This is a genomic window from Phytohabitans flavus (assembly GCF_011764545.1).
In the GTDB taxonomy this organism is placed as follows: Bacteria; Actinomycetota; Actinomycetes; order Mycobacteriales; family Micromonosporaceae; genus Phytohabitans; species Phytohabitans flavus.
The window spans coordinates 3366771-3388140 of the sequence record NZ_AP022870.1 but is presented as its reverse complement, the minus strand read 5'-3'; the positions used below and the strand labels follow the sequence as shown (position 1 = coordinate 3388140).

Genomic DNA, 21370 nt, shown 5'->3' with positions numbered 1-21370 from the left:
ACTGACAACCACCGCCGGCGAAGCCGGCCGGGGTTGGGTTGTGGACCGCGGAGGGTGAGGCCGCGGGAGCAGCGGTCCGGACCACAACGGACGTCGCGGTAGCTCAATGTCCTTAGATTTGGGTTTTCAGGACATAGGCCCGGACCCACCGGCAGAGGTCTCCGGGCCGGCTCAGGTTGGCCAGGTCTTCGCGACCAGGGTGAGTACGTCGTAGGTCGCGACCGGCGCCTCGTGCTGGTTGGTGACCACGGCGTCCCAGCGCACCTCGCCGTAGTCGGCGGTCGTGCGGGGGGTGACCTGCTTGACCGTCAGCGTCACGGCGATGGTGTCGCCGGCCTTGACGGGTGTGCGGAACCGCAGGTTGTCGACGCCGAAGTTGGCCAGCACCGGGCCTGGGTTGGGCTCCACGAAGAGGCCCGCCGCGAGGGAGACGACGAGGTACCCGTGGGCGACGATGCCGCCGAAGAGCGGGTTGGCGGCCGCCGCCTCGGGGTCGGTGTGCGCGTAGAACGTGTCGCCGGTGAACTCGGCGAAGTGGTCGATGTCGGCCAGCGAGACCTCGCGGGTCGCGCTGCGGATGGTGTCGCCGACGCGTAGCTCGGCCAGGCTCTTGCGGAAGGGGTGCACCTCGTCGTCGTTGCGGGTCGCGCCGGTGGTCCAGCGGCCGCTGACCGCGGTGATCATGTCGGGTGAGCCCTGCAATGCCGTGCGCTGCATGTGGTGGAGTACGCCGCGGATGCCGCCCAGCTCCTCGCCGCCGCCCGCGCGGCCGGGACCGCCGTGCACGAGCATTGGCAGCGGGCTGCCGTGGCCGGTCGACTCGCCCGCGTCGTCGCGGTCGAGGATCAGGATGCGGCCGTGCCACGGTGCCAGGCCGAGGACGACCGACCGGGCGACCGACGGGTCGTGCGTGACCAGCGAGCCGACCAGGCTGCCCCTGCCGTGGGCGGCCAGCTCGATGGCCTCGTCGACCGAGTCGTACGTGATGACCGTGCTGACCGGGCCGAACGGCTCGACGTCGTGGACCTCCGTCGCACCCTCGTGAGCGCGCAGCAGGACCGGTGACATGAAGGCGCCGCGCTCGGCGTCGGCCCCGACCACCGTCACGCGGTCAGGGTCGCCGTACACGACGTCGGCCGAGGCACGCAGCGACTCGACGGCCTTGCGGACCTCCTCGCGCTGGGCCAGCGACGCGAGCGCACCCATGCGTACGCCGTCGCTGGCCGGGTTGCCGACGGTGGTCTTCGCGAGCCGCGTGCTGAGCGCCTCGATCACCGCGTCCGCGATACCGCTCGGGACGATGGCTCGGCGGATGGCGGTGCACTTCTGACCCGCCTTCACGGTCATCTCGGTGACGACGCCCTTGACGAAGAGGTCGAACTCCGGGTCGTCGACGGTGACGTCCGGGCCGAGGATCGAGCAGTTGAGCGAGTCGGCCTCGACGCCGAGCCGGACACCGCCGTACATCACCGACGGGTGCTGGCGCAGGATCGCCGCCGTGTGCGCCGAGCCGGTGAAGGCGACCGAGTCCTGCTCGCCGAGGTGGGCGAGCAGGTCGCCGGCGCTGCCGCAGATCAGCTGGAGCGACCCTTCGGGCAGGATGCCGGAGTCGACGATCCGCCGCACGACGGCCTGGGTGAGGTAGGCGGTCTGGCTGGCCGGCTTGACGATGGACGGCAGGCCGGCGAGGAATGCCGGTGCGAGCTTTTCGAGCATGCCCCAGACCGGGAAGTTGAAGGCGTTGATCTGGACCGCGACGCCGAGGCGCGAGGTGTAGACGTGCTGCCCGACGAACGTGCCGCCCTTGCCCAGCGCCTCGTGGCCACCGTCGAGCACGATCGTGTCGTTGGGCAGCTCGCGGGTGCCCTTGCTCGCGTAGGAGAAGAGGGTGCCGAAGCCGCCGTCGATGTCGACCATGCCGTCGCGGGGTGTGGCGCCCGTGCGCAGCGACAGCGCGTAGAGGTCGTCCTTGTCCGCGGACAGGTGCTTGGCGAGCTCCTTGAGCTTGAGGGCGCGCTCGTGGAAGGTCAGCGCGCGGATGGCCGGGCCGCCGACCCGCCGCGCGTGGTCGGTCATCGCGGCGAAGTCGAGGCCGCGGCTCGAGATCCGCGCGACCTCTTCGCCGGTGGTGGCGTCGAGCAGCGGCTCGCCGTCGCTCGGGGTGAACCAGCTGCCGCATGCGTGGCTCTGAAGTAGTGGACTCACGTCGGTTCAACCCCTCTGCCGTTGCGCGCCTTCGCGTCGTGTGCCACGCTATTACAGACCGTTCGGTCAGTAAATACCCCAGGCGTGCCGGAGGACGCTGATGACGCAGGTGGTCGACGAGCGTGAGCTTGAGGCGTCGTTCGAGCGGACGATCGCCCACAACGACCGGATCGAGCCGCGGGACTGGATGCCGGACGCCTACCGCAACTCCCTCATCCGGCAGATCGCGCAGCACGCGCACTCCGAGATCATCGGCATGCAGCCCGAAGCCAACTGGATCACGCGCGCGCCGAGCCTGCGCCGCAAGGCGATCCTGCTGGCGAAGGTGCAGGACGAGGCGGGCCACGGCCTCTACCTCTACTCCGCCTGCGAAACCCTCGGCGTCTCGCGCGACGACCTCACCCGGCGGCTCATCGAGGGCAGGCAGAAGTACTCCTCGATCTTCAACTACCCCACGCTGTCGTACGCCGACGTGGGCACCATCGGCTGGCTGGTCGACGGCGCGGCCATCTGCAACCAGGTGCCGCTGTGCCGCACGTCGTACGGTCCGTACGGCCGCGCGATGATCCGCATCTGCAAGGAGGAGTCGTTCCACCAGCGCCAGGGCTACGAGCTGCTGACCACGATGATGCGTGGCACAGACGAGCAGCGCGCGCTGGTACAGGAGTCGGTCGACAGGTTCTGGTGGCCGGCACTGATGATGTTCGGCCCCTCCGACGAGCAGTCCGCCAACACCGAGCAGTCGATGGCCTGGGGCATCAAGCGCCACACCAACGACGAGCTCCGCCAGCGGTTCGTCGACATGACCGTGCCGCAGGCGCAGGCGCTCGGCGTGACCCTGCCCGACCCCGACCTGGTGTGGAATGAGGAGCGCGGCGCCTACGACTTCGGCACGCCCGACTGGGACGAGTTCTGGGCGGTGGTCAAGGGCGACGGCCCGTGCAACGCGCAGCGCGTCGCGCACCGCCGCCGCGCCTGGGACGAGGGCGCCTGGGTACGCGAGGCCGCCACGGCCTTCGCGGCCAGCCAGCAGACGAGCGAGGTGCGGTGATGAGCAGCGGTGTGAAGGCCGAGTGGCCCCTCTACGAGGTCTTCGTGCGCGGCAAGCGCGGCCTCAACCACGTGCACGTCGGCTCGCTCCACGCACCCGACGATCAGATGGCCCTGCTCCACGCGCGCGATGTCTACACGCGCCGCAACGAGGGCGTGAGCATCTGGGTGGTCAGGTCCACCAACGTCCTCGCGAGCAGCCCGTCGGAGAAGGACCCGCTTTTCGCGCCGAGTGGCGACAAGGTGTACCGCCACCCGACCTTCTACGAGATCGCCGACAACGTTCCCCACATGTGAGGTCAGCGATGGCGCAGATCCATACCCACGCGGCCGGCGAGCACGACAGCGCCTTCGCCGGCCTGCTCGTCAACGACGCCAACTGGGCCTTCGGCAGCGACTTCGAAGACCCGCTGGCCGGTGTCGACACCACGGTGCCGGACGGCGTCGACGCCGGTGACCTCGCGCTCTACTGCCTGATGCTCGCCGACGACGCGCTCGTCTACTCCCATCGCCTCTCCGAGTGGTGCAGCAACGCGCCCGACCTCGAAGAGGACCTGGCGATCGCCAACGTCGCGCTCGACCTGCTCGGACAGGCGCGGCTACTGCTCGCCCGCGCCGCGGCGGCCGACCCCTCGATCGTGCCGGCGCTGCCCGATGGCTCGCCGGTCCCACCTGAGGACGCGCTGGCGTTCTTCCGTCGCGATCCGCAGTTCCGCAACGTTCGCCTCGCCGAGCTGCCCAACGGCGACTTCGCCGAGCTGATCGCCCGGCTGCTCGTCTTCTCGGCCGCGCGGCTCGCGCTGTTCGAGCGGCTCGCGGGCAGCCGCGACGCGGTGCTGGCCGCGGTGGCCGCCAAGGGCGTGAAGGAGATGACCTACCACCGCGACTTCGCGGGCCGCTGGTTCCTCACCCTCGCGCGCGGCACCGAGGAGTCGCGTACCCGGCTCGAAGCCGCGCTGGTCGGGGTGCTGCGGCTGGAGTCGGAGCTCTTCGAGACCCACGAGGTCGAGTCCCGCGTCGCGACGGCCGGGGTCGGGGTCGACCCGGCGACGACCGCCGCCGAGGTGGACGCCGTACTCTCGCAGGTCTTCGCCGTCAGCGGCATCGAGCGGCCGAGGGTCAACCCGCTCGCGGGCCTCGCCGGCCGCAAGGGCCGCGACGGCGCCCACACCGAGGCGCTGAGCCGGCTGCTGGCCGAGATGCAGGTGGTCGCCCGCGAGCACCCGATGGGCCGATGGTGAACATCGAGCGGGCGCGGGCCGTCGCCGAGACGGTCACCGACCCCGAGCTGCCGATGCTCACCCTCGCCGACCTCGGCGTGCTGCGCGGCGTCGGCGTCGACGCGGCCGGCCGGGTCGAGGTGGCCATCACCCCGACGTACTCCGGCTGTCCGGCCATGGCGACGATGCGCGACGACCTCGTCCGGCGGCTGACCGACGAGGGCTTCGGCGACGTCGTCGTGCGGGTCGAGCTCGAACCTGCCTGGACCACCGACTGGATCAGCGAGCGCGGCCGTACCGCGCTACGCGAGGCCGGCATCTCCGCCCCCGGCCCGGCGCCCCGCCGCGCCGGGCCCGTCCCGCTCACCCTCGGCCCGGTCCGCCGGGCGGTCACCTGCCCGCGTTGCGGTACCGCCGATGTCGAGGTCACCTCGGAGTTCGGCGCCACCGCCTGCAAGGCCCTGTACCGGTGCCGAGCCTGCCTCGAGCCCTTCGAGCACGTGAAGGAGATCTGATGAGCCAGGCCGCCACCCGCACGCGCGCCGGCTTCCACCCGCTGACCGTCGCCGCGGTCGACCGCCTCACCGACGACTCGGTGGCGGTGACCTTCGACGTGCCTGACGACCTGCGCGGCGACTACGCCTTCGCGGCCGGTCAGTCGCTCAACCTCCGCCGGGTCATCGACGGCGAGGAGCACCGCCGTACCTACTCGATCTGCTCGCCGGCCGGCACGCTGCCGCGCATCGGCGTCCGGGAGATCCCGGCGGGCCTGTTCTCGTCGTGGCTCGTCAACGAGGTACGCCAGGGTGACACCGTCGAGGTGCAGCCGCCGTCCGGCAACCTGCGGGCCGACGCCGCCGAGGGTGGACGGCACCTGCTCATCGCGGCCGGATCCGGCATCACGCCGATGCTGTCCATCGCCGCGACCGTGCTGGCCAACCCGGCGAGCACGGTGACGCTGCTCTACGGCAACCGCAGCACCAACACGGTGATGTTCGCCGAGGAGCTGGCCGACCTGAAGAACGACCACGGTCCGCGCTTCGACCTGATCCACGTACTCTCGCGCGAGCCCCGCGACGTCGAGCTCTTCTCCGGCCGGCTGGACGCCGACCGGCTCCGCACCATCCTCACCGCGCTGGTGCCCGTCGACGACACCGACCATGTGTGGCTCTGCGGCCCACTCGCGATGATCGAGGACGCCCGCGCGGTGCTCGGCGACCTCGGGGTCGCCGCCGACAAAGTCCACTTCGAACTCTTCTTTGTAGACACCCCGCCGCCACAGCTGCGCCACGAGGACAAGGAGCTGGACGGCGTCACCAGCGAGGTCACCGTGGTACTCGACGGCCGCTCGACCACCAACCCGATGCCGCGGACCCGCTCGATCCTCGAATCCGCCCAGCAGCGGCGCGGCGACGTCCCGTTCGCGTGCAAGGGCGGCGTGTGCGGTACCTGCCGGGCGCGCGTCGTCGAGGGCGAGGTCGACATGCTGCGCAACTACGCGCTCGAGCCATCGGAGATCGCGGCCGGGTTCGTGCTGACCTGCCAGACCTACCCGCTCGGCGAGCGCGTGACGGTCGACTACGACGCCTGACCTTTGAGCAAAGGAAGACACATGAGCCTGAGCGCGCCGCTGCTCGTCGAGGAGCGCGACGACCGGGTCACCCTGCGGCTCAACCGGCCGGAGGCCAAGAACGCGATCGACCAGGAGACCGTCGACCTGCTGCACGAGGCGTGCGCGCGGCTTGAACGGTCCCCGAAGGTCGCCATCGTCACCGGCTCCGGCGGCGTCTTCGCGGCTGGTGCCGACATCGCCCAGCTGCGGGAACGCCGCCGCGAGGACGCCCTGCGCGGCATCAACTCCGGCATCTTCGACCGGATCCGGCGCCTCCCGATGCCGACCATCGCGTTGGTCGACGGGTACGCCCTCGGCGGCGGGGCCGAACTCGCCTACGCCTGCGACTTCCGCGTCGGCACCCCGCGGGTCAAGCTCGGCAACCCCGAGGCCGGACTGGGCATCCTGGCCGCCGCCGGGGCGACCTGGCGACTCAAGGAGCTGGTGGGGGAGCCGCTGGCCAAGGAGCTGCTGCTCACCGGTCGAGTGCTCGACGCCGGCGAGGCTCTGGGCGTGCGCCTGCTCAACGAGGTCGTACCGCAACAGGAGCTGGACGCGGCCGGCCAGCGGTGGGCGGACCGGATCACCAAGCAGGCGCCGCTCGCCGTGCGTCTCGCCAAGTCGGTCTTCCACGCACCCGCCGAGGCGCACCCGGTGATCGACGACATCGCCCAGGCGGTGCTGTTCGAGACCGAGGACAAGTACCAGCGAATGACAGCGTTCCTCGAACGCAAGAAGGGCCGATCATGAGCAGCATCCCCTCCCGCGTGGGCGTGTACGGCGGCGGCCGCATGGGCGCCGGCATCGCCCACGCCTTTCTGCTGGCCGGCGCCGACGTGACGGTCGTCGAGGCCGGCGAGGAGGCCGCGGCCGCCGCCCGCGAGCGGGTCGAGACAAGCCTTGCCAAGGCAGTCGAGCGGGGCTTCACGGGTACAACCGGGGCGCTCCGCGTGACCACCGAGCCCGAGGACCTGGCCGGATCCGGGCTCGTCGTCGAGGCGGTGCCCGAGCTGGTCGCCCTGAAGGCCGAGGTGCTGACCGTCATCGAGCGGGTCGCCCCCGGCACGCCGATCGGCACCAACACAAGCTCCCTGCCGATCGACACCCTCGCCGGTGCGCTTGCCGACCCGGCCCGGCTGATCGGGCTCCACTTCTTCAACCCCGTGCCCGCCAGTGACCTCGTCGAGATCGTGGTCGGTGCTCGTACGGCGCCCGAGCTGGTCACCCGTGCGCAAATGTGGGCGGGCGACCTCGGCAAGACCGGCATCACGGTCACCGACTCACCAGGGTTCGCATCGAGCCGGCTCGGCGTCGCGTTGGGGTTGGAGGCGATGCGAATGCTCGAAGAGGGGGTCGCCTCGGCCGAGGACATCGACACCGCGATGGTGCTCGGCTACCGCCACCCCGTCGGGCCCCTGAAGACGACCGACATCGTCGGCCTCGATGTACGCCTCGGCATCGCCAGCCACCTGGCGCGCGAGCTGGGGCCACGCTTCGAGCCGCCCCAGATCCTTCGCGACAAGGTCGCCGCCGGCCAGCTCGGCCGCAAGAGCGGCCAGGGCTTCTACACGTGGTGAGCCCTCAAGAGGTGGCAGAGCAGGCGGCGAAGCGGATGTGGGCCTCCGACGCGGCCAGCAAGGCGCTCGGGATGGAGATCCGGGAGATCGCACCCGGCCGCGCGGTACTCGCGATGACGATCGGGCCGAGCATGGTCAACGGCCACGACATCGCTCACGGCGGGCTTATCGCCACGCTCGCCGACAGCACGTTCGCCTTCGCCTGCAACACGTACGGCGAGGTGACGGTCGCGGCAGGCTTCGAGATCGACTTTCTCGAGCCGGTCCGGCTCGGCGACCTGCTGGTGGCCACGGGCGTCGAGCGGTGGCGGTGGGGCCGCTCCGGCATCTACGACGTGACGGTACGCCGCGAGGGTGTCGCGGTCGCCGAGTTCCGCGGTCGCAGCCGCACACTGCGACCGCCGGGCCGCTAACGGGTAAGGCCGTCGAACGCGACGGTCGTGACCATGTCGGCGAGGGCTTCGGCGTCGTACCGGCCGTCGGGGCGCACCCACTCGACCAGAGAGTTGACCATGCCGAACAGCAGCCGGCTGATCATGGCGGGCGGCAGGTCGTTGCGCAGCGCGCCCTCGGCCACAGCGGCCTCGACCATCTCGGCCAGCGCGTCGTCGATGTGCCGCCGGCGCTCCAGCGCCTGCGACTCCACCTCGCTGTTGCCGCGTACCCGCAGCAGCAGCGTCACGGCGGGCAGGTGGTCGACCAGCACCATGACGCTGCCCCGGACCGCGTGCCGCAGCCGCTCGTTCGCCGTCACGCCGCTCTCCGCCCGGGCCGCGGCCAGCGCGTGGGCGAGCCCGTCGAGCGCCTCGTCGAGTGCCTGCTCCAGAAGGTGCGACTTGCTCGGTACGTGGTGGTAGATCGCCGACTTGGTGAAACCGAGCTCCTTGGCCAGGTCGCCCATGCTCGTGCCGTCGTACCCCTGCCGGTTGAAGAGGTCGATGGCCCGGCGCAGCACCGTCTCCTGGTCGTAGCCGGGGCGACCGCGGCGGGGCGACGGCGGCACGCCGGAGATGTCTGCGGTCATGGGAGAAAGGCTCCCACACTGACCGAACGGTCAGTGAACGTCAGGCGGCCTGCCACGCGACCAGGCTGCGGGCGGCGTCGACGACGGTTTCGGCGGCGGGACGTGGCTGCCAGCCGAGCAGGCGCTTGGCTGTTAGGCTTGTCACTATGCGGAGAAATCTCCGCATTACGATCGAGGCTATCCGGAGAGTTCTCCGCATGTCAACGAAGGCGGGCGCGGGCGAGGCCGCGGAGACGTACCGGACGCAGCGTGAGGTCGCGTCCCAGAAGCACGCCGCGATTCTCGAGGCCGCGCAGGCCTTGTTCGCCGAGACCCAGACCGTCTCGCTGAACGAGATCGCCAAGCGGGCGGGAGTCGGCGCCGGCACGCTCTACCGTCATTTCCCGACGCGCGAGCACCTTATCCTCGCCGTCTACCAGCAGGAGCTGGCCAAGCTCGTCGGCTCCGTCGACCAGGTCCTGGCGGCAGAGCCGACCGCGAAGGAAGCGTTCGCCGTCTGGTTCGAAATCCTCGCCGCACACATCCGCCTCAAGCACGGGCTGGGTGAGGCGCTCTACTCGGCCGCTGTGCGGGATGCCGTGAGCGCGAGCTATGCGCCGGTAACCGCCGCGGTGTCCAAGCTGCTCGACGCCTGCGTCGCGGAGGGTTCGGTGCGGCCCGGCACCGATCCCGCAGACGTGCTGCTGCTGATGGGCTTCCTCTGGCGCGTCCCCCCGACCGACGAGGGCGTCGCCCAAGGGCGGCGACTGATCGAGATGGTGTTCGACGGCATCGGGGCAGGCGGTCCTAAGGCCAGGATGTAACCCCGGTCGCTGAGGCGGACACAAGTAGGTATGGAAGACGACCGGGCAAGGTTCGCGGAGCTGTTCCAGCGGCACTACGGCGCCGTCATGCGGTACGCGGCACGCAGGGTGGGACGGGATCGAGCGCCCGACGTTGTCAGCGAAGCGTTTCTCGTGGCTTGGCGGCGGCTGGCCGATGTGCCGGTCAGCGACCCGTTGCCGTGGCTGTACGCGACGACGCGTCATCTGATCGCCAACGAGATTCGAGGGCAAGGCCGGCAGGCGAGGGTGACTGCCCGGATGGGCGAGGTCGTCGAGCTGGTGGCGGCCGACCACGCCGACACGGTGGTCGACCAGGTAAGAGTGCGCCACGCGCTGGCCCAACTCTCCGAGGCTGACCAGGAGGCTCTGCGGTTGGCCGCTTGGGAGGGCCTGGACGCGGAGGCGGCCGCCACGGTCATGGGCTGTAGCCGCACCGCGTACAAGGTCCGCTTGTTTCGCGCCCGCAGACGGCTCGCGGCCGCATTGGAGCCGGCACCAGACAGGAAGGCCGCGGATGCCGCGCTTGGCCCGCTGGCTCACGAAGGAGGATCATGATGGTAGGCGATCGACTGTTGCGCGCCGCGGATCCCGCCGCGGACTTGCGCGCGGACCCCGAGTCATCCCAGGCCCAGGTGATGCTGGCCAGCATCCTCGCGACACCGCGCGACGGCAACGCGGAACGGTCCGCACCGGCGCCGCTCGGGCGGCACGGCACCACCCGCCAGGTGTGGCGCCGGCGGATCGCGTTCGGCGGCGCCGCGGCCGTGGCGGCGACCCTCGCGATGTCAACGGTGTGGAGCGGCGGACCGGACGGAGTCGCTCCCGCGTACGCGGTCACCCCGAAGCCCGACGGGTCCGTGCAGCTCACGGTGCGGTGGGCCCAACTGGAGAACGTGAGCGCGCTCGCGACCAAGCTCCGCGAGGCTGGCATACCGACGGAGGTCAAGTCCGGCAAGCCCGATCGCTTCTGTGCCACTCCCGCTGAGCGGGACCGGACGAGCGACGCGGTCAACAAGCTGAAACCCAACGGCGAACCAGCCTCCCTCGAGGGATACCTCATGCGGCCGAAGTTGTTTCCCGAAGGGAGCATCCTGGTCATCACGACCTTCACCGACCCGGCGACGCAGATCGCCTACACGATGCTCTACCTCGCGCCGACTGGCTCCACCTCCTGCGCCTTGAACTGGCCGCTCGGCAGCGCCCGCTATGTCGGGCCGGGGCCGCAGCCCACTCGCTTCATGTGGCCCCAACCGGCCGAGTGAACCCGGAAACCGCACCGTCCAGGCGCTTGTGGAAATGGTGTTTCGCTGTCCCGTCCGGCATGCCTGGCGTGCACCCGACCTCCTCGTAACCGTGTCGCACGTAGAAGCCCGGAGCCTGGAAGGACATCGTGGCCACGACGACCCGGTCGCAGCCACGTCTTTGGATCTCGGCCTCGGCGGCAGCCAACAGCTGTCCGCCGAGGCCTTGGCCGCGCTGGTCGGGTGCGAGCCACAGCGAGGTGATACCGCCGCAGCCACCCCAGGTCCATCCCGTGATGCCGCCGAGGAGAGCGCCGTTGTCGCCGATGGCTCGGATGGAGAACGGTGTCTCGTCATCCGAGGCGATGGCGGCGTTGTTGATGGCGTCCAGCTCGTCGGAGAGGACCTTTTCCAGCTCGGGGTCGCCGAGGCCAACTTCCAATGTGGTCACCCCCGCATCTTGCCGACCTAACTGGATCGCGGCATCCCCATTACCCCGAGCAGGGCGTCGACTGCCGTTACCAGTTCGTTACCATCTGTCCCGCAGTACGGCGGATCGCCGGGGCGTGTACGAGGTGTCGGTTCGCGGGTAGTCCTGAAGCTGCCAGCGGAGACCGACCCATCCGGGTCTACAAAGGACAGGGGAGGCACCATGTCTCGTACCGCGAAGCGATGGCTTCTCGGCTCAATCCTCACGGTCGCTGTCGCCGCGACGGCGGCGTGCGACTCCGCGGAGACGGCCGGCGGTTCCTCGGCCGCGGCCTCGCCGTCCGGTACCAGCGCTCCGCCGCCGGCGACGGCGCCCGTGCCATCGCCAGCGTCCAGCCGGCCGGCATCGCCCGGCGGGGAGGGCGGCGCGTCAGCTGACAACAGGGGCGGACGCCTGGTTGCCTCGGACGTGTCGCAGCTCGAGAGGCTCGGCATCGACCTGAACGTCGGTGTCCTCATCGACGTGGCCGACGACGGCCTCGACCGGTACATGGCGGTGGGGCGAAACGGCGTCGTCGACTTCACGGGCACCGAGCGGACCGACAACACGATGATGGCGCTGAAGCCGGCACAGGTCCGCAAGCGCGACGACAACACCAAGAACCGTGTCGTCATCGCGCCACCGTTCTACAACGAGGACCTCGGGTCCGGCTACTGTGTCGCCGACACCGCTCCCGGCCTGCTGAAACTGGCGACCTGCGCGCCTGGCTCCGCCGCGCAGACCTGGCAGGTGATCCCCGGCGGAGACTCCGGACAGTTCGAACTGCACGGTCCCAAAACCGCGATCCGGGTGCACAACGGCCGGATCACCACCCGCGGTGAGGGTTACGTCGGCCTCCAGACGATCAGGTTCGCCTCGTAGCCGGCATCGCCTGCCGGCCGTCGGCGAGCCGGGGTCTCAGGGGGCGAGGACCTGGATGTCGCCGTCGACCTCCCGGACGACGATGTGCGGCAGCGACGGTGGCGGGACCGCGAGCTGAAACCGGACCACCTCTCCACCCACCGTGAAAGCGGTCCGGTGGCAGGGGCAGAGCAGTTCGCGCTTCGCCGAGTCGAGCGAAAGCCGGCAGTGCAGGTGGGAGCAGAAGCCGGAGACAGCCAGCAGCTGGCCGCTGGTGCGGGTCACGAAACCGATGACGGAACCGACGTCGAACTGGCGCACCGCCCCCTCGGGCAGGTCGACGGCGGCCGCCACCGTGTGCCACGTGCCGGTGTTCGGCCGGAGCGTCCGCGCGTCGCCCGCACCGCTCGGCTCGGTCAGCGCGCGATCGACCGCCACCCCGGCCGCGGCCCCCGCGGCGGCGCCGAGCGCCGCCGCGGCCGAGGCGACCTGCACGACCCGGCGCCGGGTGGTGGTCGGTTTGGGCGTCGGGTCGCCATCGGGTACACCCGCGGAGCCCGCCTCCTGCTGGGCGGCGAGCCGCCTGTGCAGCCGGGCGACGAACTCGTCGCGGGGGCACCGCTGCTCGGCCGGGCCGTGCGGAGGGTGATCGCGACGTCGACCTCGGCCGCCTCCTGCTCGTCGGCCTGGAACGGGCGTGGTCGGCGCCCGCTGAGCAGGTCGTCGACGTAGCGCCGCAGGCGCCGCCTCGTGCTCATGGCCCTGTCCCCTCGTCGGCGGCCGCCGCGTGGCGCAGCGCCCGATGTTGCAGCACCTTGGCGTTGCTGACACTGATGCCCAGTGCGGCCGCGGCCTCCTTGATCGTGTACGCCTCCAGGAATCGTAGCCGCAAGATCTGCTCGTAGCGCTCGGGCAGCGCGGCCAGGATCGCCTGTGCCCGCTCGGTCGCCTCCACGTTGGACGGTCCGGCGGGCGCGGCGGCGTCGACCGGTTCGGCGTCCAATGTGGTCACTTGTCGACCGAGCTTGCGCCGCCAGTACATGGCGAGAACGGTCCGCGCGGTGGCGTGCAGGTACGCGCGCACCTCCCCGGCGCTCGCCGTGGCCCGCATCGGCCGGAGCACGGCGAGAAACACCTCCGTGGTCAGGTCTTCCGCGTCCGCGCGGTTGCCGACCTTGGCGAACATCTGCCGGTACACCCGCTCCACGTTGTCGCGGTAGATCGCCTCCCAGTCCGGGTAGGCGTCCTCGCTGACCACGCGCAGCCGCCGGCCGGCCTGCTGCCCGGGCTCCCCGGGCGGCGGCCCAACGGACCGCCGGTCAGGGGAAGGTCGACGCCCCACCATGCACCGCCCCACTTCACGCCATCCACCCGCTACGTCGTCTAGAGATATGCGCGCGGGTTACCGGCGTAACCCGTGCGCATATCCGTGGGTGAACGAATCGTGGACAAACCAGTGTGGCTGTTCGCCGCGCGGCGAACAGCCACAGGCGAGGAGTCTTTCATGATCGAAATTGGGCGCAGAAAGCTGCTGATCGCGGGCGGTGCCGCGGCGGTGCTCGGCGCTGGCACCGCGCCGCCGGCCGCCGGGGCCGTACGGCCGCTGGCGGGGACACGTCCCGGCGGCCGGACCCCGGCGGGCAGACGGTCGTGGCCTGGAACAGGACACTGCTGCGGATCCTGCGTACCCCCGGCCTCCAGCCCGCCACCGTGCACGCCACCCGCTCCTTCGCGCTGCTGCACACAGCCGTGTACAACGCCGTCGTCGCCGCACACGGTGTGGGCCGGCCGTACCTCTTCGCGGTCAACGGCGCACGTGGCGCCGCACCTCAGGCGGCCGCCGCCCAGGCGGCGCACGACGTGCTCGCGGCGCTGTACCCGTCGGTGGCGGCCGACCTCGACCAGCAGCTCGCCGCCGACCTCGCCGCGATCCCCGACCGGCAGGCGCGGGAGGCCGGTACGCGGATCGGTGCGTGGACCGCGCGGCTGCTGATCGGCCTGCGCGCCGGCGATGGCTCGGCGGCGACCCCGCCGGCCCTGAGCCCGGGCACCGAACCGGGGCAGTACCGCCCGACCCCGCCCGGCTTCGGCGCAGCCGTCTTCACCCATTGGTCGGCCGTCACCCCATGGCTGCTCGACCGGGCCAGCCGCTTCCGCTCGAAGGCATACCCCGCGCTGACCAGCGCCGGATACGCCAACGCCGCGGAGGAGGTGCGGCGCCTGGGACAGGACACCAGCACCACCCGCACCGACGACCAGACCGTCCAAGCGCGCTTCTGGGCCGCGCCAATCCATAACTACTGGAACGAAATCGCCCAGAGCGCCGCCACCACCCGCCACAGTGGACTGCTCGCCTCCGCCCGCCTGTTCGCCGAGCTGAACCTCACCTTCGCCGACGCGGTCATCGCGTTCTATGACGCGAAATACCACCACCGCATCTGGCGCCCGGTCACCGCCATCCGGCTCGCCGACACCGACGGCAACCCGGACACCGTCGCCGACCCCACCTGGAACCCGCTCGCCGGCACGCCCAACGACCCCGCCTACCCCGGCGCGCACAGCGTTGTCGCCCAAGCCGGCGCCGATGTCCTGGCCCGCACCTTCGGCGGCGGCCAGCGGATCAGCGTCACCTCCGAGTCCCTGGCCGGCGTCACCCGCACCTTCAACTCCTTCCAGGACGCCGCCGACGAAGCCGGCATCAGCCGCATCTTCGCCGGCGTCCACACTCGACTGGACCACGACGCCGGGCAACGCCTCGGCCACGACATAGCCCGGTACGCCCTCCACAACCTCACCGACCCGCCCACCCCCGCCGCCTGACCCACCCGAATCCCAACGACCACGCAGGCCCGAAGCGTCACCGCGGCCAGGCCGAACCGGACCGCGACAGAGCCCACAGCGCGAACGCGTGAGCCCGCCGGCAACCGACCGGCGGGCTCATGGGCAGAGAAACCTCGGATCCAGGAGACCTTTCGGAGTCGGGTTCCTGAGGTCTGTCCACAATGGCGACCACAGGATCGAGATTCGAGCTACCGCGACGTCCGCCGTGGTCCAGACCGCTGCTCCCGCGGCCTCACCCTCCGCGATACACAAGCCAACCCAGGCCGGCGTAGCCGGCGCAGACGCCGATCATGGCCTACGGCCGCGGGTTTCCTTGATCGACGCAGGCAGCGTCGTCTCGCGCTGCGATTGTGGCGAAGAATTTCCCTTGGAGGGGCAATTCTTCGCCACGGACGACCAGAGCATCCACCGATCAAGGGAAACAAGATGGGTGCCGGGCGGGTGAGGGCCCGGAGACAGGCGTTGCCCCCCTCGGTGAGCGGGGAAGCACGTCCGGCTAGCATCGGCCGATGCCGACCGGGTCAGCCAGCCGCACCGCGGTGGTGATGTGTCAGAGCCGCGCCGCTGCGGACGGGCGCAGTGCGGTCGGCCGGTTCGCCGATCCCGTGGCCGCGCACTTGCTCAGTGACGACGAGCGGGTGCCGGTCGATCAGGTCCGCGCCGGTCAGCGCCCCCAGGGCTGGGCGACCCGGGTGGCTTTCGAGTCGGTCCGGGCGACAATGCAAATGATCGTGCCGCGTACGGTCGCCATCGACGACGCCGTGCGGGACCAGGCAGCGCCGCAGGTGGTCGTTCTCGGTGCCGGCTTGGACAGCCGGGCCTGGCGCATGGCCGAGCTGGCGGGCGTCGATGTCTTCGAGGTGGACCGGCCGCCCTCGCAGGCGGACAAGCGGGCGCGGGTCGGTGGGCTTTCCGCCGTCGCGCGCTCGGTGCGTTTCGTAGCGGTGGATTTCGCGGCACCGGGCGACGTGGGCCTGGCCGACGCGTTGGCGGAAGCGGGGCACCAGGCGGGCATGGCGACTACGTGGATCTGGGAAGGTGTCATTCCCTACCTGAGCCCAACCGCGGTGGCCGCCACGCTGGACGCGATCAGCGTGCGGTCGGCGGCTGGCAGCCGGCTGATCGCCAGCTATCAGGCCACTTCCGTACGGACCCGCATCGGCTGGGTAACCTCGCGGAGCTGGGGCGAGCCGTGGCGCTCGCTGTGGCGACCCGAGCAGCTCGAGGGTCTCCTGCATCGCTACGGGCTCGACGTCGTCACTGACGAGTCCCTGCTCACGGTGGCCGAACAGATCGGCACCTCGGTCCAGAACCGCCGGTCACTGCGTGACAGCCGGGTCGTCGTCGCCGGCAGACCGGGCCGACGCCAGCCTGTGCCGAGCGACCCTCAGCAGGACCTGCCTTAATTGACCATGGCGGTGTTGGGCTTTCTCAGCATCCTGTCGATCGGGTTTCCGATCTGGGTTGTGAAGCGCGGAGGGTGAGGCCGCGGGAGCGACGGTCTGGACCACCGCGGACATCGCGGTAGCTCAATCTCTATTGTGGATGAATCCGGCCCACCGAGTCGGCGCCTACCTATCGACGGCCGCGCGGCCTGGAAGGTGGGTGCGGATACTCAAGTTGCGACACGATTCGCGGGGTTAGCCTGCCACTGCGGCAGGTTCTGCCGGTGGGCACCGTGTCGCTACCCTCGATCTGTCGCCGCGCCGGAACGTCGGTCGTGGCAGCGCGGGGGAGGTCGGCATGGACGGCGAGCGCCAGGGTGTGGGCGCGGCATACGAGCGGGTCAACGGGCTTACCGCTGACGCCGGAGTCGACCCCGCCGCCGCGGCGAGCCCTGAGCAGTACGTGATGCTGTTGCGCCAGCTGCGGGACCGATCTGGGCTCACCTACCGGGCGATCGCGCGGCGTGCCGACGTGCATGGGCACATCCTGCCCGCCAGCACGCTCGCCACCATGCTGAGTCGTGCCACGTTGCCGCGGCGTGAACGCGTGATCGCGCTGCTCACCGCCTGCGATGTGCCGATCGAGCGGCAGGCGCTCTGGCTGGCGGAGTGGTTTCGGCTCGCGGGCGGACAGGCCGTCCCCCAGCAGGTCCTCACCGAAGACCCGGGCCTGACAGCCGGTGCGGTGGCTTGGCCGGTGGCCGACGCGGCGCCGGTCTATGCCATGTCCTTGCCCCGCCAGTTGCCGGCCGGGCCGGCGCTCTTCGCGGGGCGAGCCGGCGAGCTGGGACACCTGACCGAGCTGATGGAACAGCGCGGCACGCTGATCGCCGCGATCACCGGTGCCGGCGGGGTGGGCAAGACCTGGCTGGCGTTGCGCTGGGCGCACGACAACCTCGACCGGTTTCCAGACGGGCAGCTGCACATCAGCCTGCGCGGGTTCGACCCGTCTGGTCCACCGATGCCGCCGGTGGTGGCGGTGCACACGTTCCTGCAAGCGCTCGGCGTACCACCCGGGGCGATCCCCGCAGGCCTCGACGCGCAGGTGGGGCTGTACCGCACGTTGGTCGCCGGCAAGCGCATGCTGATCGTGCTGGACAACGCCCGCGACGCCGACCAGGTCCGCCCGCTGCTACCCGGCTCGGCCGAGTGCGTGGTCATCATCACCAGCCGCCACCAGCTGACCAGCCTCATAGCCACGGACGGCGCGCACCCCTTGACGCTGGACCTGTTCACGCCCACCGACGCCTACCGGCTCTTGGCGCGGCGGCTGGGTGAGCGCCGCCTCGCGGGCGAACCGGCCGCCGTCGCCGACATCGTGTCCCGATGTGCCCGGCTTCCCCTGGCCCTGGCCCTGGTCGCGGCACGCGCCGCCACCCATCCACACCGGACCCTCGCCGCCCTCGCCGACGAGCTGCGCGACGGCGGCCACCGACTCGACGCCCTCGCCGGTGACAGCGCTACCGACATACGCACAGTCTTCTCCTGGTCCTATCACGCCCTCACCGCGGACGCCGCCAGGCTGTTCCGGCTGCTCGGCCTGCACTGCGGCCCGGACATCAGCGCGCCTGCCGCCGCCAGCCTCGCCGGCATACCCGCCCGCCGCGCCCGGGAGCTCCTGGCCGAACTGAGCGGCGCCCACCTCATCGCCGAACACACGCCGCGCCGCTACACCCTCCACGACCTGTTGCGCGCGTACGCCACCGAACAGGCATACACCCACGACTCCGATGTAGAGCGTCGCGCCGCCACCGGTCGGATGGTGGACCACTACCTTCACCACGCCAAGACCGCCCGCGTCCTACTCGGCCCGCACCGGGATCCGATCGCCCTCACACCGCCCCCGCCCCACGTCGCGTCGGAAACGATCGCCGGGCATCGCGAGGCGCTGGACTGGTTCATCCGGGAACATCCGGCGATAGTGGCGGCGATACATACCGCTGGCGACGCCGGCTTCGAGCCGTACGCCTGGGAACTGGCCGACTTGATAGGCACGTTCTTCAACCGCCAAGGACACTGGCACGACTGGCACAGCACCACCCAGGCGGCGTTGCGTGCCGCGCAGCGGCTACACGACCGCCGCGCGCAGGCCAACGCCCACTGCTGGCTCGCCGAGCTCTACGCCTGGATCGGCCGCCACGACGACACAAGCATCCACCTTGAGCACGCCCGCCTGCTCTACGAACAGTTGGCCGACACAGCTGGCCTGGCCTATGTCTATCTGTGCCGGGGCTGGGTCCACGAGCCTCGACTCCGTTACGGGGACGCACTCCACGACGCCGAAGAGGCCCTGCGCCTTTACACGGCCGCGGGTCACGTGCACGGGCAGGCCAACGCCCTCAACAACGTCGGCTGGTACCACGCCCAGCTCGGCAACTACCAGCAGGCCATCGTCTACTGCCAACAAGCCCTCACCCGACTGCAACAGCTCGGCAGCCCCGTGTGGGAGGCCCGCGCCTGGGACAGCCTCGGCTACGCCCACCACCACCTCAGCCGATACCAGCAGGCCACCGACTGCTACCAGCACGCGATCGAGCTGTTCCGCGACCTGCGCAACCGCCGCTACGAAGCCAGGATCCTCAACCGCCTCGGCGACACACACTACGCGGCGGGCAAAACCAAGGCCGCGTACGAGAGCTGGCAACTCGCCTGGAGCATCCTCCATCAACTCGACCACCCCGACGCACCCGGCATCCGTACCAAACTCACCAGCCTTCCCCGGCTGAGCGCCTGACCCCGCGCACCCAGCGAGAGATCGTGGTATCGAACCGCCCCTCCAGGGGCACCTAAGTACCACGATCTGCCAGGTGGCAGCCGGCGGCGAAGGTCGCGGACGGCTGACCGCGACCCGGGGTGAGCTTGCCCAACCGCGGAGGGTGAGGCCGCGGGAGCGACGGTCTGGACCACGACGGACATCGCGGTAGCTCAATGTCCTTGGGTTTGAATCTCTATTCGCGACCTGACGCCGAGGCCACCCCAACTCCGCAGCCGATCCCGCGCCGAGGACGCGTTGCCGGCCGGGACCACCGTTGAGGCCATCCCGCTACGGTATAGCGCTGCTACGGTTACGCGCGCGTTGCCTCGGTGTACGTGGCGGTCGGCAGCGTGGACGGGCTGGATTGCGCGGGGGCTGGCGCGGCGCCCGGCTGCGCGGCGACGTTCTCCCGGGCGAGCAGGCCCTTGCCGAGTGCGGTGAGCGTGGCGAGGAAGGCCAGGTTGAGGGCGGCGTTCCAGTCGAAGGTCATGATGTTGAAGACATTGGCCGCGGCGATGGAGGCGGCCAGTGTGGCGAGGAAGGTCTTGCCGAGGCGGACCAGCAGGTCGGGCCAGAAGCTGAGCTTCGTGGTGTGGGACGCGTACTGGATGAGCGTCAGGATGACCGACGAGACGGCGGCGCTCAGGGCCAGCGTCAGCGCGTACTTCCACGGCAGGCTGCCGGCGGTGGCCGTGGCCGTGGCGCCGCCGGCCAGCAGCGTCGCCACGAAGACCTGGCCGGCTGACCAGCCCGCCCGCTCCAGCAGGTCGAGCAGCACCGCGCGCCACTTCGCCCGGGTCCACGCCATCGATCGCACCCTTCGCAGAGGGGAGTACTACTACAAGGTGCGTACATGATCCTGGTGTCGGGTCGCGGGTCACAAGGCCGAACAGTCCTGCCGGAACGCTCCCTTCGGACAGAAAAAGCACGCACCGGTCACCCGCCACACGGAGCGACACTTCCACCACACGGTGGGCGACCGCGCCCGCACCGTAGGATCCGATCATGGCGGAGATCAGCGAGGAGAACCGCGCCCTGCGGAGTCTCGTGGCGATCTATCGACAGCTCTCCGGCCTGGCCGCCCAGGACGCCGACCTCGGCACCGTGACCCAGCTCGTGGCCGAGCGGGCGGGCGCGACCGCTGTGGTCATCAGCCAGAAGATGGGCATCGTGGCCGCGGCGGCGCCGGGCGAGTCGTACCCGGAGACCGCCCGCTACGCCCAGGAAAACCTCATCCACCCCCGGCTGACGCCGGCCCTCGCCGAGGCGGCCACCACCCGCCGGGTCGTGCGCGCGCCGCACCCGGGCGACGGGCGGGCGCTCATGGTCGCGCCGGTGCTCGTGGGGGAGCAGGTCACCGCGTACCTCCTGGTGCTCGTCCCCGAGGGGGACGGGCGCGGCGAGGAGCTGACCGAGCACGCCGCCACGATCTGCGGTGTGATCCTGGGCCGGGACCGGGTGATCGCGGCGGCGGCCAGCGAGGTCCGCGACGACCTTGTCGAGGGGCTGCTGTCCGGGTCGGCGCGGAGCGAGGAAGAGACCAACCGCTGGGCCCAGCATCTCGGCTACGACCGGGAGGTGGACCACCGGGTGGTGTTCGTCGCGCTGGCCGGGCCGCCGGGTGACACCGAGCAGGGGCGGGCGCTCGTGCAGCGGGCCGCCGTCGCCACCGGCAGGTTCTTCGGGGCTCAAGTGCCAGGGACCATCATCTCGGTACGCGATGCGGAGGTCGTCGCCGTCCTCGCCGAACCCGAGCCCCGGGCCGCGCAGCTCGGCGCGATGTGCGTGCAGCGGATCGGTGCGCTCTTCGCCGGCGTCGCGGTGACCGTGGGCGTCGGCGGGGTCTGCCGTCAGCCCGCGCGGATCGCCGACTCGTACGAGCAGGCCCGCCGCACCGCCGAGGCGACGCAGCGGCTGGGCCGGCACGGCGCGGTCGTGGTCTTCGACGAGCTGGGCGTGCGCCGGCTGCTCTTCCAGGTGCCGGACGTGGGGGAGCTGCGCCGCTTCGCGCGGGAGGTGCTCGGCGGGCTGGGCGACGAATACCTGATCACGCTGCGCTGCTACTTCCGGGAGAACAACAGCCCGCAGCGCGCCTCCCGCATCCTGCACGTCCACCCCAACACCGTGAACTACCGGATCCGCCGCGTCGCTGAACTGACCGGCCACGACCTCGACAGCTACCGCGACCGCCTCGCTCTCCAGGTCGCGCTGGAGATCCTGGAGGCGTTGGGCGACCTGCCGTAACG

Annotated in this window: 24 protein-coding genes; 17 read left to right on the top strand and 7 right to left on the bottom strand. The window is 70.8% G+C overall.

Annotated elements, in window-relative coordinates; translation table 11 throughout:
• Positions 1-171: 171 nt before the first annotated feature.
• Positions 172-2205, bottom strand: coding sequence for a phenylacetic acid degradation bifunctional protein PaaZ (paaZ, locus tag Pflav_RS14835; protein WP_173036700.1), 2034 nt, complete (start codon positions 2203-2205; stop codon positions 172-174).
• Between the two features lie 100 nt (positions 2206-2305).
• Here paaZ and paaA point away from each other — a divergent pair, with 100 nt between their 5' ends.
• From paaA to paaI, 8 genes are read left to right on the top strand one after another with little or no spacing between them, the layout of a single operon-like run.
• Positions 2306-3256 carry a 1,2-phenylacetyl-CoA epoxidase subunit PaaA gene (gene paaA, locus Pflav_RS14830; protein WP_173036699.1) on the top strand — a complete coding sequence of 317 codons (951 nt, stop codon included), beginning with the start codon at positions 2306-2308 and terminating at the stop codon, positions 3254-3256.
• Positions 3256-3552, top strand: coding sequence for a 1,2-phenylacetyl-CoA epoxidase subunit PaaB (gene paaB, locus Pflav_RS14825; protein ID WP_173036698.1), 297 nt, complete (start codon positions 3256-3258; stop codon positions 3550-3552). Before paaA ends, paaB begins: the two co-directional genes overlap by 1 nt.
• A gap of 8 nt (positions 3553-3560) precedes the next feature.
• Positions 3561-4496: a 1,2-phenylacetyl-CoA epoxidase subunit PaaC gene (paaC, locus tag Pflav_RS14820; protein WP_173036697.1), complete on the top strand. Its 936-nt coding sequence runs from the start codon at positions 3561-3563 to the stop codon at positions 4494-4496.
• A 2-nt stretch (positions 4497-4498) separates the two neighbouring features.
• Positions 4499-4990, top strand: a complete 492-nt coding sequence (gene paaD, locus Pflav_RS14815; protein WP_377310672.1) for a 1,2-phenylacetyl-CoA epoxidase subunit PaaD — start codon at positions 4499-4501, stop codon at positions 4988-4990.
• Positions 4990-6066: a 1,2-phenylacetyl-CoA epoxidase subunit PaaE gene (gene paaE, locus Pflav_RS14810; RefSeq protein WP_173036695.1), complete on the top strand. Its 1077-nt coding sequence runs from the start codon at positions 4990-4992 to the stop codon at positions 6064-6066. The genes paaD and paaE overlap by 1 nt, the downstream gene beginning before the upstream one ends.
• A gap of 21 nt (positions 6067-6087) precedes the next feature.
• Positions 6088-6837 (top strand): enoyl-CoA hydratase/isomerase family protein, encoded by a 750-nt coding sequence (locus Pflav_RS14805; protein ID WP_173036694.1) that lies wholly within the window; start codon positions 6088-6090, stop codon positions 6835-6837.
• A gap of 5 nt (positions 6838-6842) precedes the next feature.
• Positions 6843-7664 (top strand): 3-hydroxyacyl-CoA dehydrogenase family protein, encoded by an 822-nt coding sequence (locus Pflav_RS14800; RefSeq protein WP_377310674.1) that lies wholly within the window; start codon positions 6843-6845, stop codon positions 7662-7664.
• Between the two features lie 35 nt (positions 7665-7699).
• Complete coding sequence (gene paaI / locus Pflav_RS14795) at positions 7700-8077, top strand: hydroxyphenylacetyl-CoA thioesterase PaaI (protein ID WP_173042432.1); 378 nt, start codon at positions 7700-7702, stop codon at positions 8075-8077.
• On the opposite strand, the gene Pflav_RS14790 is transcribed toward paaI, so the two are convergent.
• Both Pflav_RS14790 and Pflav_RS47425 read right to left on the bottom strand, forming a co-directional pair.
• On the bottom strand, positions 8074-8688 hold the full coding sequence (locus tag Pflav_RS14790) for a TetR/AcrR family transcriptional regulator (RefSeq protein ID WP_173036692.1): 615 nt from the start codon (positions 8686-8688) through the stop codon (positions 8074-8076). The genes paaI and Pflav_RS14790 overlap by 4 nt on opposite strands.
• A 40-nt stretch (positions 8689-8728) precedes the next feature.
• Positions 8729-8854 carry a hypothetical protein gene (locus Pflav_RS47425; protein ID WP_269474504.1) on the bottom strand — a complete coding sequence of 42 codons (126 nt, stop codon included), beginning with the start codon at positions 8852-8854 and terminating at the stop codon, positions 8729-8731.
• 31 nt (positions 8855-8885) lie between these two features.
• Here Pflav_RS47425 and Pflav_RS14785 point away from each other — a divergent pair, with 31 nt between their 5' ends.
• From Pflav_RS14785 to Pflav_RS14775, 3 genes are read left to right on the top strand one after another with little or no spacing between them, the layout of a single operon-like run.
• A complete protein-coding gene (locus tag Pflav_RS14785) occupies positions 8886-9491 on the top strand; it encodes a TetR/AcrR family transcriptional regulator (RefSeq protein ID WP_173036691.1) in 606 nt (201 codons plus the stop codon).
• Positions 9492-9521: 30 nt separating this feature from the next.
• A complete protein-coding gene (locus Pflav_RS14780; RefSeq protein WP_173036690.1) occupies positions 9522-10067 on the top strand; it encodes an RNA polymerase sigma factor in 546 nt (181 codons plus the stop codon).
• Positions 10064-10774, top strand: a complete 711-nt coding sequence (locus Pflav_RS14775) for a hypothetical protein (RefSeq protein ID WP_232071414.1) — start codon at positions 10064-10066, stop codon at positions 10772-10774. Before Pflav_RS14780 ends, Pflav_RS14775 begins: the two co-directional genes overlap by 4 nt.
• Here Pflav_RS14775 and Pflav_RS14770 read toward each other — a convergent pair.
• Positions 10749-11204: a GNAT family N-acetyltransferase gene (locus Pflav_RS14770; RefSeq protein WP_197938510.1), complete on the bottom strand. Its 456-nt coding sequence runs from the start codon at positions 11202-11204 to the stop codon at positions 10749-10751. The two genes, Pflav_RS14775 and Pflav_RS14770, sit on opposite strands and share 26 nt — an antisense overlap.
• A 269-nt stretch (positions 11205-11473) precedes the next feature.
• On the opposite strand from Pflav_RS14770, the gene Pflav_RS14765 reads away from it, so the two are divergent.
• Both Pflav_RS14765 and Pflav_RS14760 read left to right on the top strand, forming a co-directional pair.
• Positions 11474-11620: a hypothetical protein gene (locus Pflav_RS14765; RefSeq protein WP_173036689.1), complete on the top strand. Its 147-nt coding sequence runs from the start codon at positions 11474-11476 to the stop codon at positions 11618-11620.
• 31 nt (positions 11621-11651) lie between these two features.
• Positions 11652-12104, top strand: a complete 453-nt coding sequence (locus tag Pflav_RS14760) for a hypothetical protein (protein ID WP_173036688.1) — start codon at positions 11652-11654, stop codon at positions 12102-12104.
• A 36-nt stretch (positions 12105-12140) separates the two neighbouring features.
• Here the strand turns inward: Pflav_RS14760 and Pflav_RS43585 are convergent, their stop codons facing one another.
• Together Pflav_RS43585 and Pflav_RS14750 are read right to left on the bottom strand one after the other, a co-directional pair.
• Positions 12141-12578: a Rieske (2Fe-2S) protein gene (locus Pflav_RS43585; RefSeq protein ID WP_197938507.1), complete on the bottom strand. Its 438-nt coding sequence runs from the start codon at positions 12576-12578 to the stop codon at positions 12141-12143.
• 259 nt (positions 12579-12837) lie between these two features.
• The gene (locus Pflav_RS14750) at positions 12838-13428 is read right to left on the bottom strand and encodes an RNA polymerase sigma factor (RefSeq protein ID WP_173036687.1); all 591 of its coding nucleotides are present in this window, start codon (positions 13426-13428) and stop codon (positions 12838-12840) included.
• A 305-nt stretch (positions 13429-13733) separates the two neighbouring features.
• On the opposite strand from Pflav_RS14750, the gene Pflav_RS14745 reads away from it, so the two are divergent.
• The 3 genes from Pflav_RS14745 to Pflav_RS14735 all read left to right on the top strand — a co-directional run bounded on the left by Pflav_RS14745 (position 13734) and on the right by Pflav_RS14735 (position 19103).
• Entirely contained in the window at positions 13734-14903 is a 1170-nt protein-coding gene (locus Pflav_RS14745; RefSeq protein ID WP_197938497.1) for a vanadium-dependent haloperoxidase, read from the top strand.
• Positions 14904-15433: 530 nt separating this feature from the next.
• Positions 15434-16330: a class I SAM-dependent methyltransferase gene (locus Pflav_RS14740; RefSeq protein WP_173036686.1), complete on the top strand. Its 897-nt coding sequence runs from the start codon at positions 15434-15436 to the stop codon at positions 16328-16330.
• 337 nt (positions 16331-16667) lie between these two features.
• Positions 16668-19103 carry an ATP-binding protein gene (locus Pflav_RS14735; RefSeq protein ID WP_173036685.1) on the top strand — a complete coding sequence of 812 codons (2436 nt, stop codon included), beginning with the start codon at positions 16668-16670 and terminating at the stop codon, positions 19101-19103.
• Between the two features lie 331 nt (positions 19104-19434).
• On the opposite strand, the gene Pflav_RS14730 is transcribed toward Pflav_RS14735, so the two are convergent.
• Entirely contained in the window at positions 19435-19932 is a 498-nt protein-coding gene (locus tag Pflav_RS14730; protein WP_173036684.1) for a hypothetical protein, read from the bottom strand.
• A 197-nt stretch (positions 19933-20129) separates the two neighbouring features.
• On the opposite strand from Pflav_RS14730, the gene Pflav_RS14725 reads away from it, so the two are divergent.
• A complete protein-coding gene (locus tag Pflav_RS14725; RefSeq protein ID WP_173036683.1) occupies positions 20130-21368 on the top strand; it encodes a PucR family transcriptional regulator in 1239 nt (412 codons plus the stop codon).
• The last annotated feature ends 2 nt before the right edge of the window (positions 21369-21370 follow it).

Excerpts from the sequence above, each read along its gene's own strand:
- Pflav_RS14735 (WP_173036685.1), top strand. The coding sequence starts at position 16,668 with ATGGACGGCGAGCGCCAGGGTGTGGGCGCGGCATACGAGCGGGTCAAC.
- Pflav_RS14730 (WP_173036684.1), bottom strand. The coding sequence starts at position 19,932 with ATGGCGTGGACCCGGGCGAAGTGGCGCGCGGTGCTGCTCGACCTGCTG.
- paaA (WP_173036699.1), top strand. The coding sequence starts at position 2,306 with ATGACGCAGGTGGTCGACGAGCGTGAGCTTGAGGCGTCGTTCGAGCGG.
- Pflav_RS14750 (WP_173036687.1), bottom strand. The coding sequence starts at position 13,428 with ATGGTGGGGCGTCGACCTTCCCCTGACCGGCGGTCCGTTGGGCCGCCG.
- Pflav_RS14785 (WP_173036691.1), top strand. The coding sequence starts at position 8,886 with ATGTCAACGAAGGCGGGCGCGGGCGAGGCCGCGGAGACGTACCGGACG.
- paaC (WP_173036697.1), top strand. The coding sequence starts at position 3,561 with ATGGCGCAGATCCATACCCACGCGGCCGGCGAGCACGACAGCGCCTTC.
- paaB (WP_173036698.1), top strand. The coding sequence starts at position 3,256 with ATGAGCAGCGGTGTGAAGGCCGAGTGGCCCCTCTACGAGGTCTTCGTG.
- Pflav_RS14740 (WP_173036686.1), top strand. The coding sequence starts at position 15,434 with ATGCCGACCGGGTCAGCCAGCCGCACCGCGGTGGTGATGTGTCAGAGC.
- Pflav_RS14775 (WP_232071414.1), top strand. The coding sequence starts at position 10,064 with ATGATGGTAGGCGATCGACTGTTGCGCGCCGCGGATCCCGCCGCGGAC.
- Pflav_RS14805 (WP_173036694.1), top strand. The coding sequence starts at position 6,088 with ATGAGCCTGAGCGCGCCGCTGCTCGTCGAGGAGCGCGACGACCGGGTC.
- Pflav_RS47425 (WP_269474504.1), bottom strand. The coding sequence starts at position 8,854 with ATGCGGAGATTTCTCCGCATAGTGACAAGCCTAACAGCCAAGCGCCTG.
- Pflav_RS14780 (WP_173036690.1), top strand. The coding sequence starts at position 9,522 with ATGGAAGACGACCGGGCAAGGTTCGCGGAGCTGTTCCAGCGGCACTAC.
- paaE (WP_173036695.1), top strand. The coding sequence starts at position 4,990 with ATGAGCCAGGCCGCCACCCGCACGCGCGCCGGCTTCCACCCGCTGACC.
- Pflav_RS14790 (WP_173036692.1), bottom strand. The coding sequence starts at position 8,688 with ATGACCGCAGACATCTCCGGCGTGCCGCCGTCGCCCCGCCGCGGTCGC.
- Pflav_RS14725 (WP_173036683.1), top strand. The coding sequence starts at position 20,130 with ATGGCGGAGATCAGCGAGGAGAACCGCGCCCTGCGGAGTCTCGTGGCG.
- paaI (WP_173042432.1), top strand. The coding sequence starts at position 7,700 with ATGTGGGCCTCCGACGCGGCCAGCAAGGCGCTCGGGATGGAGATCCGG.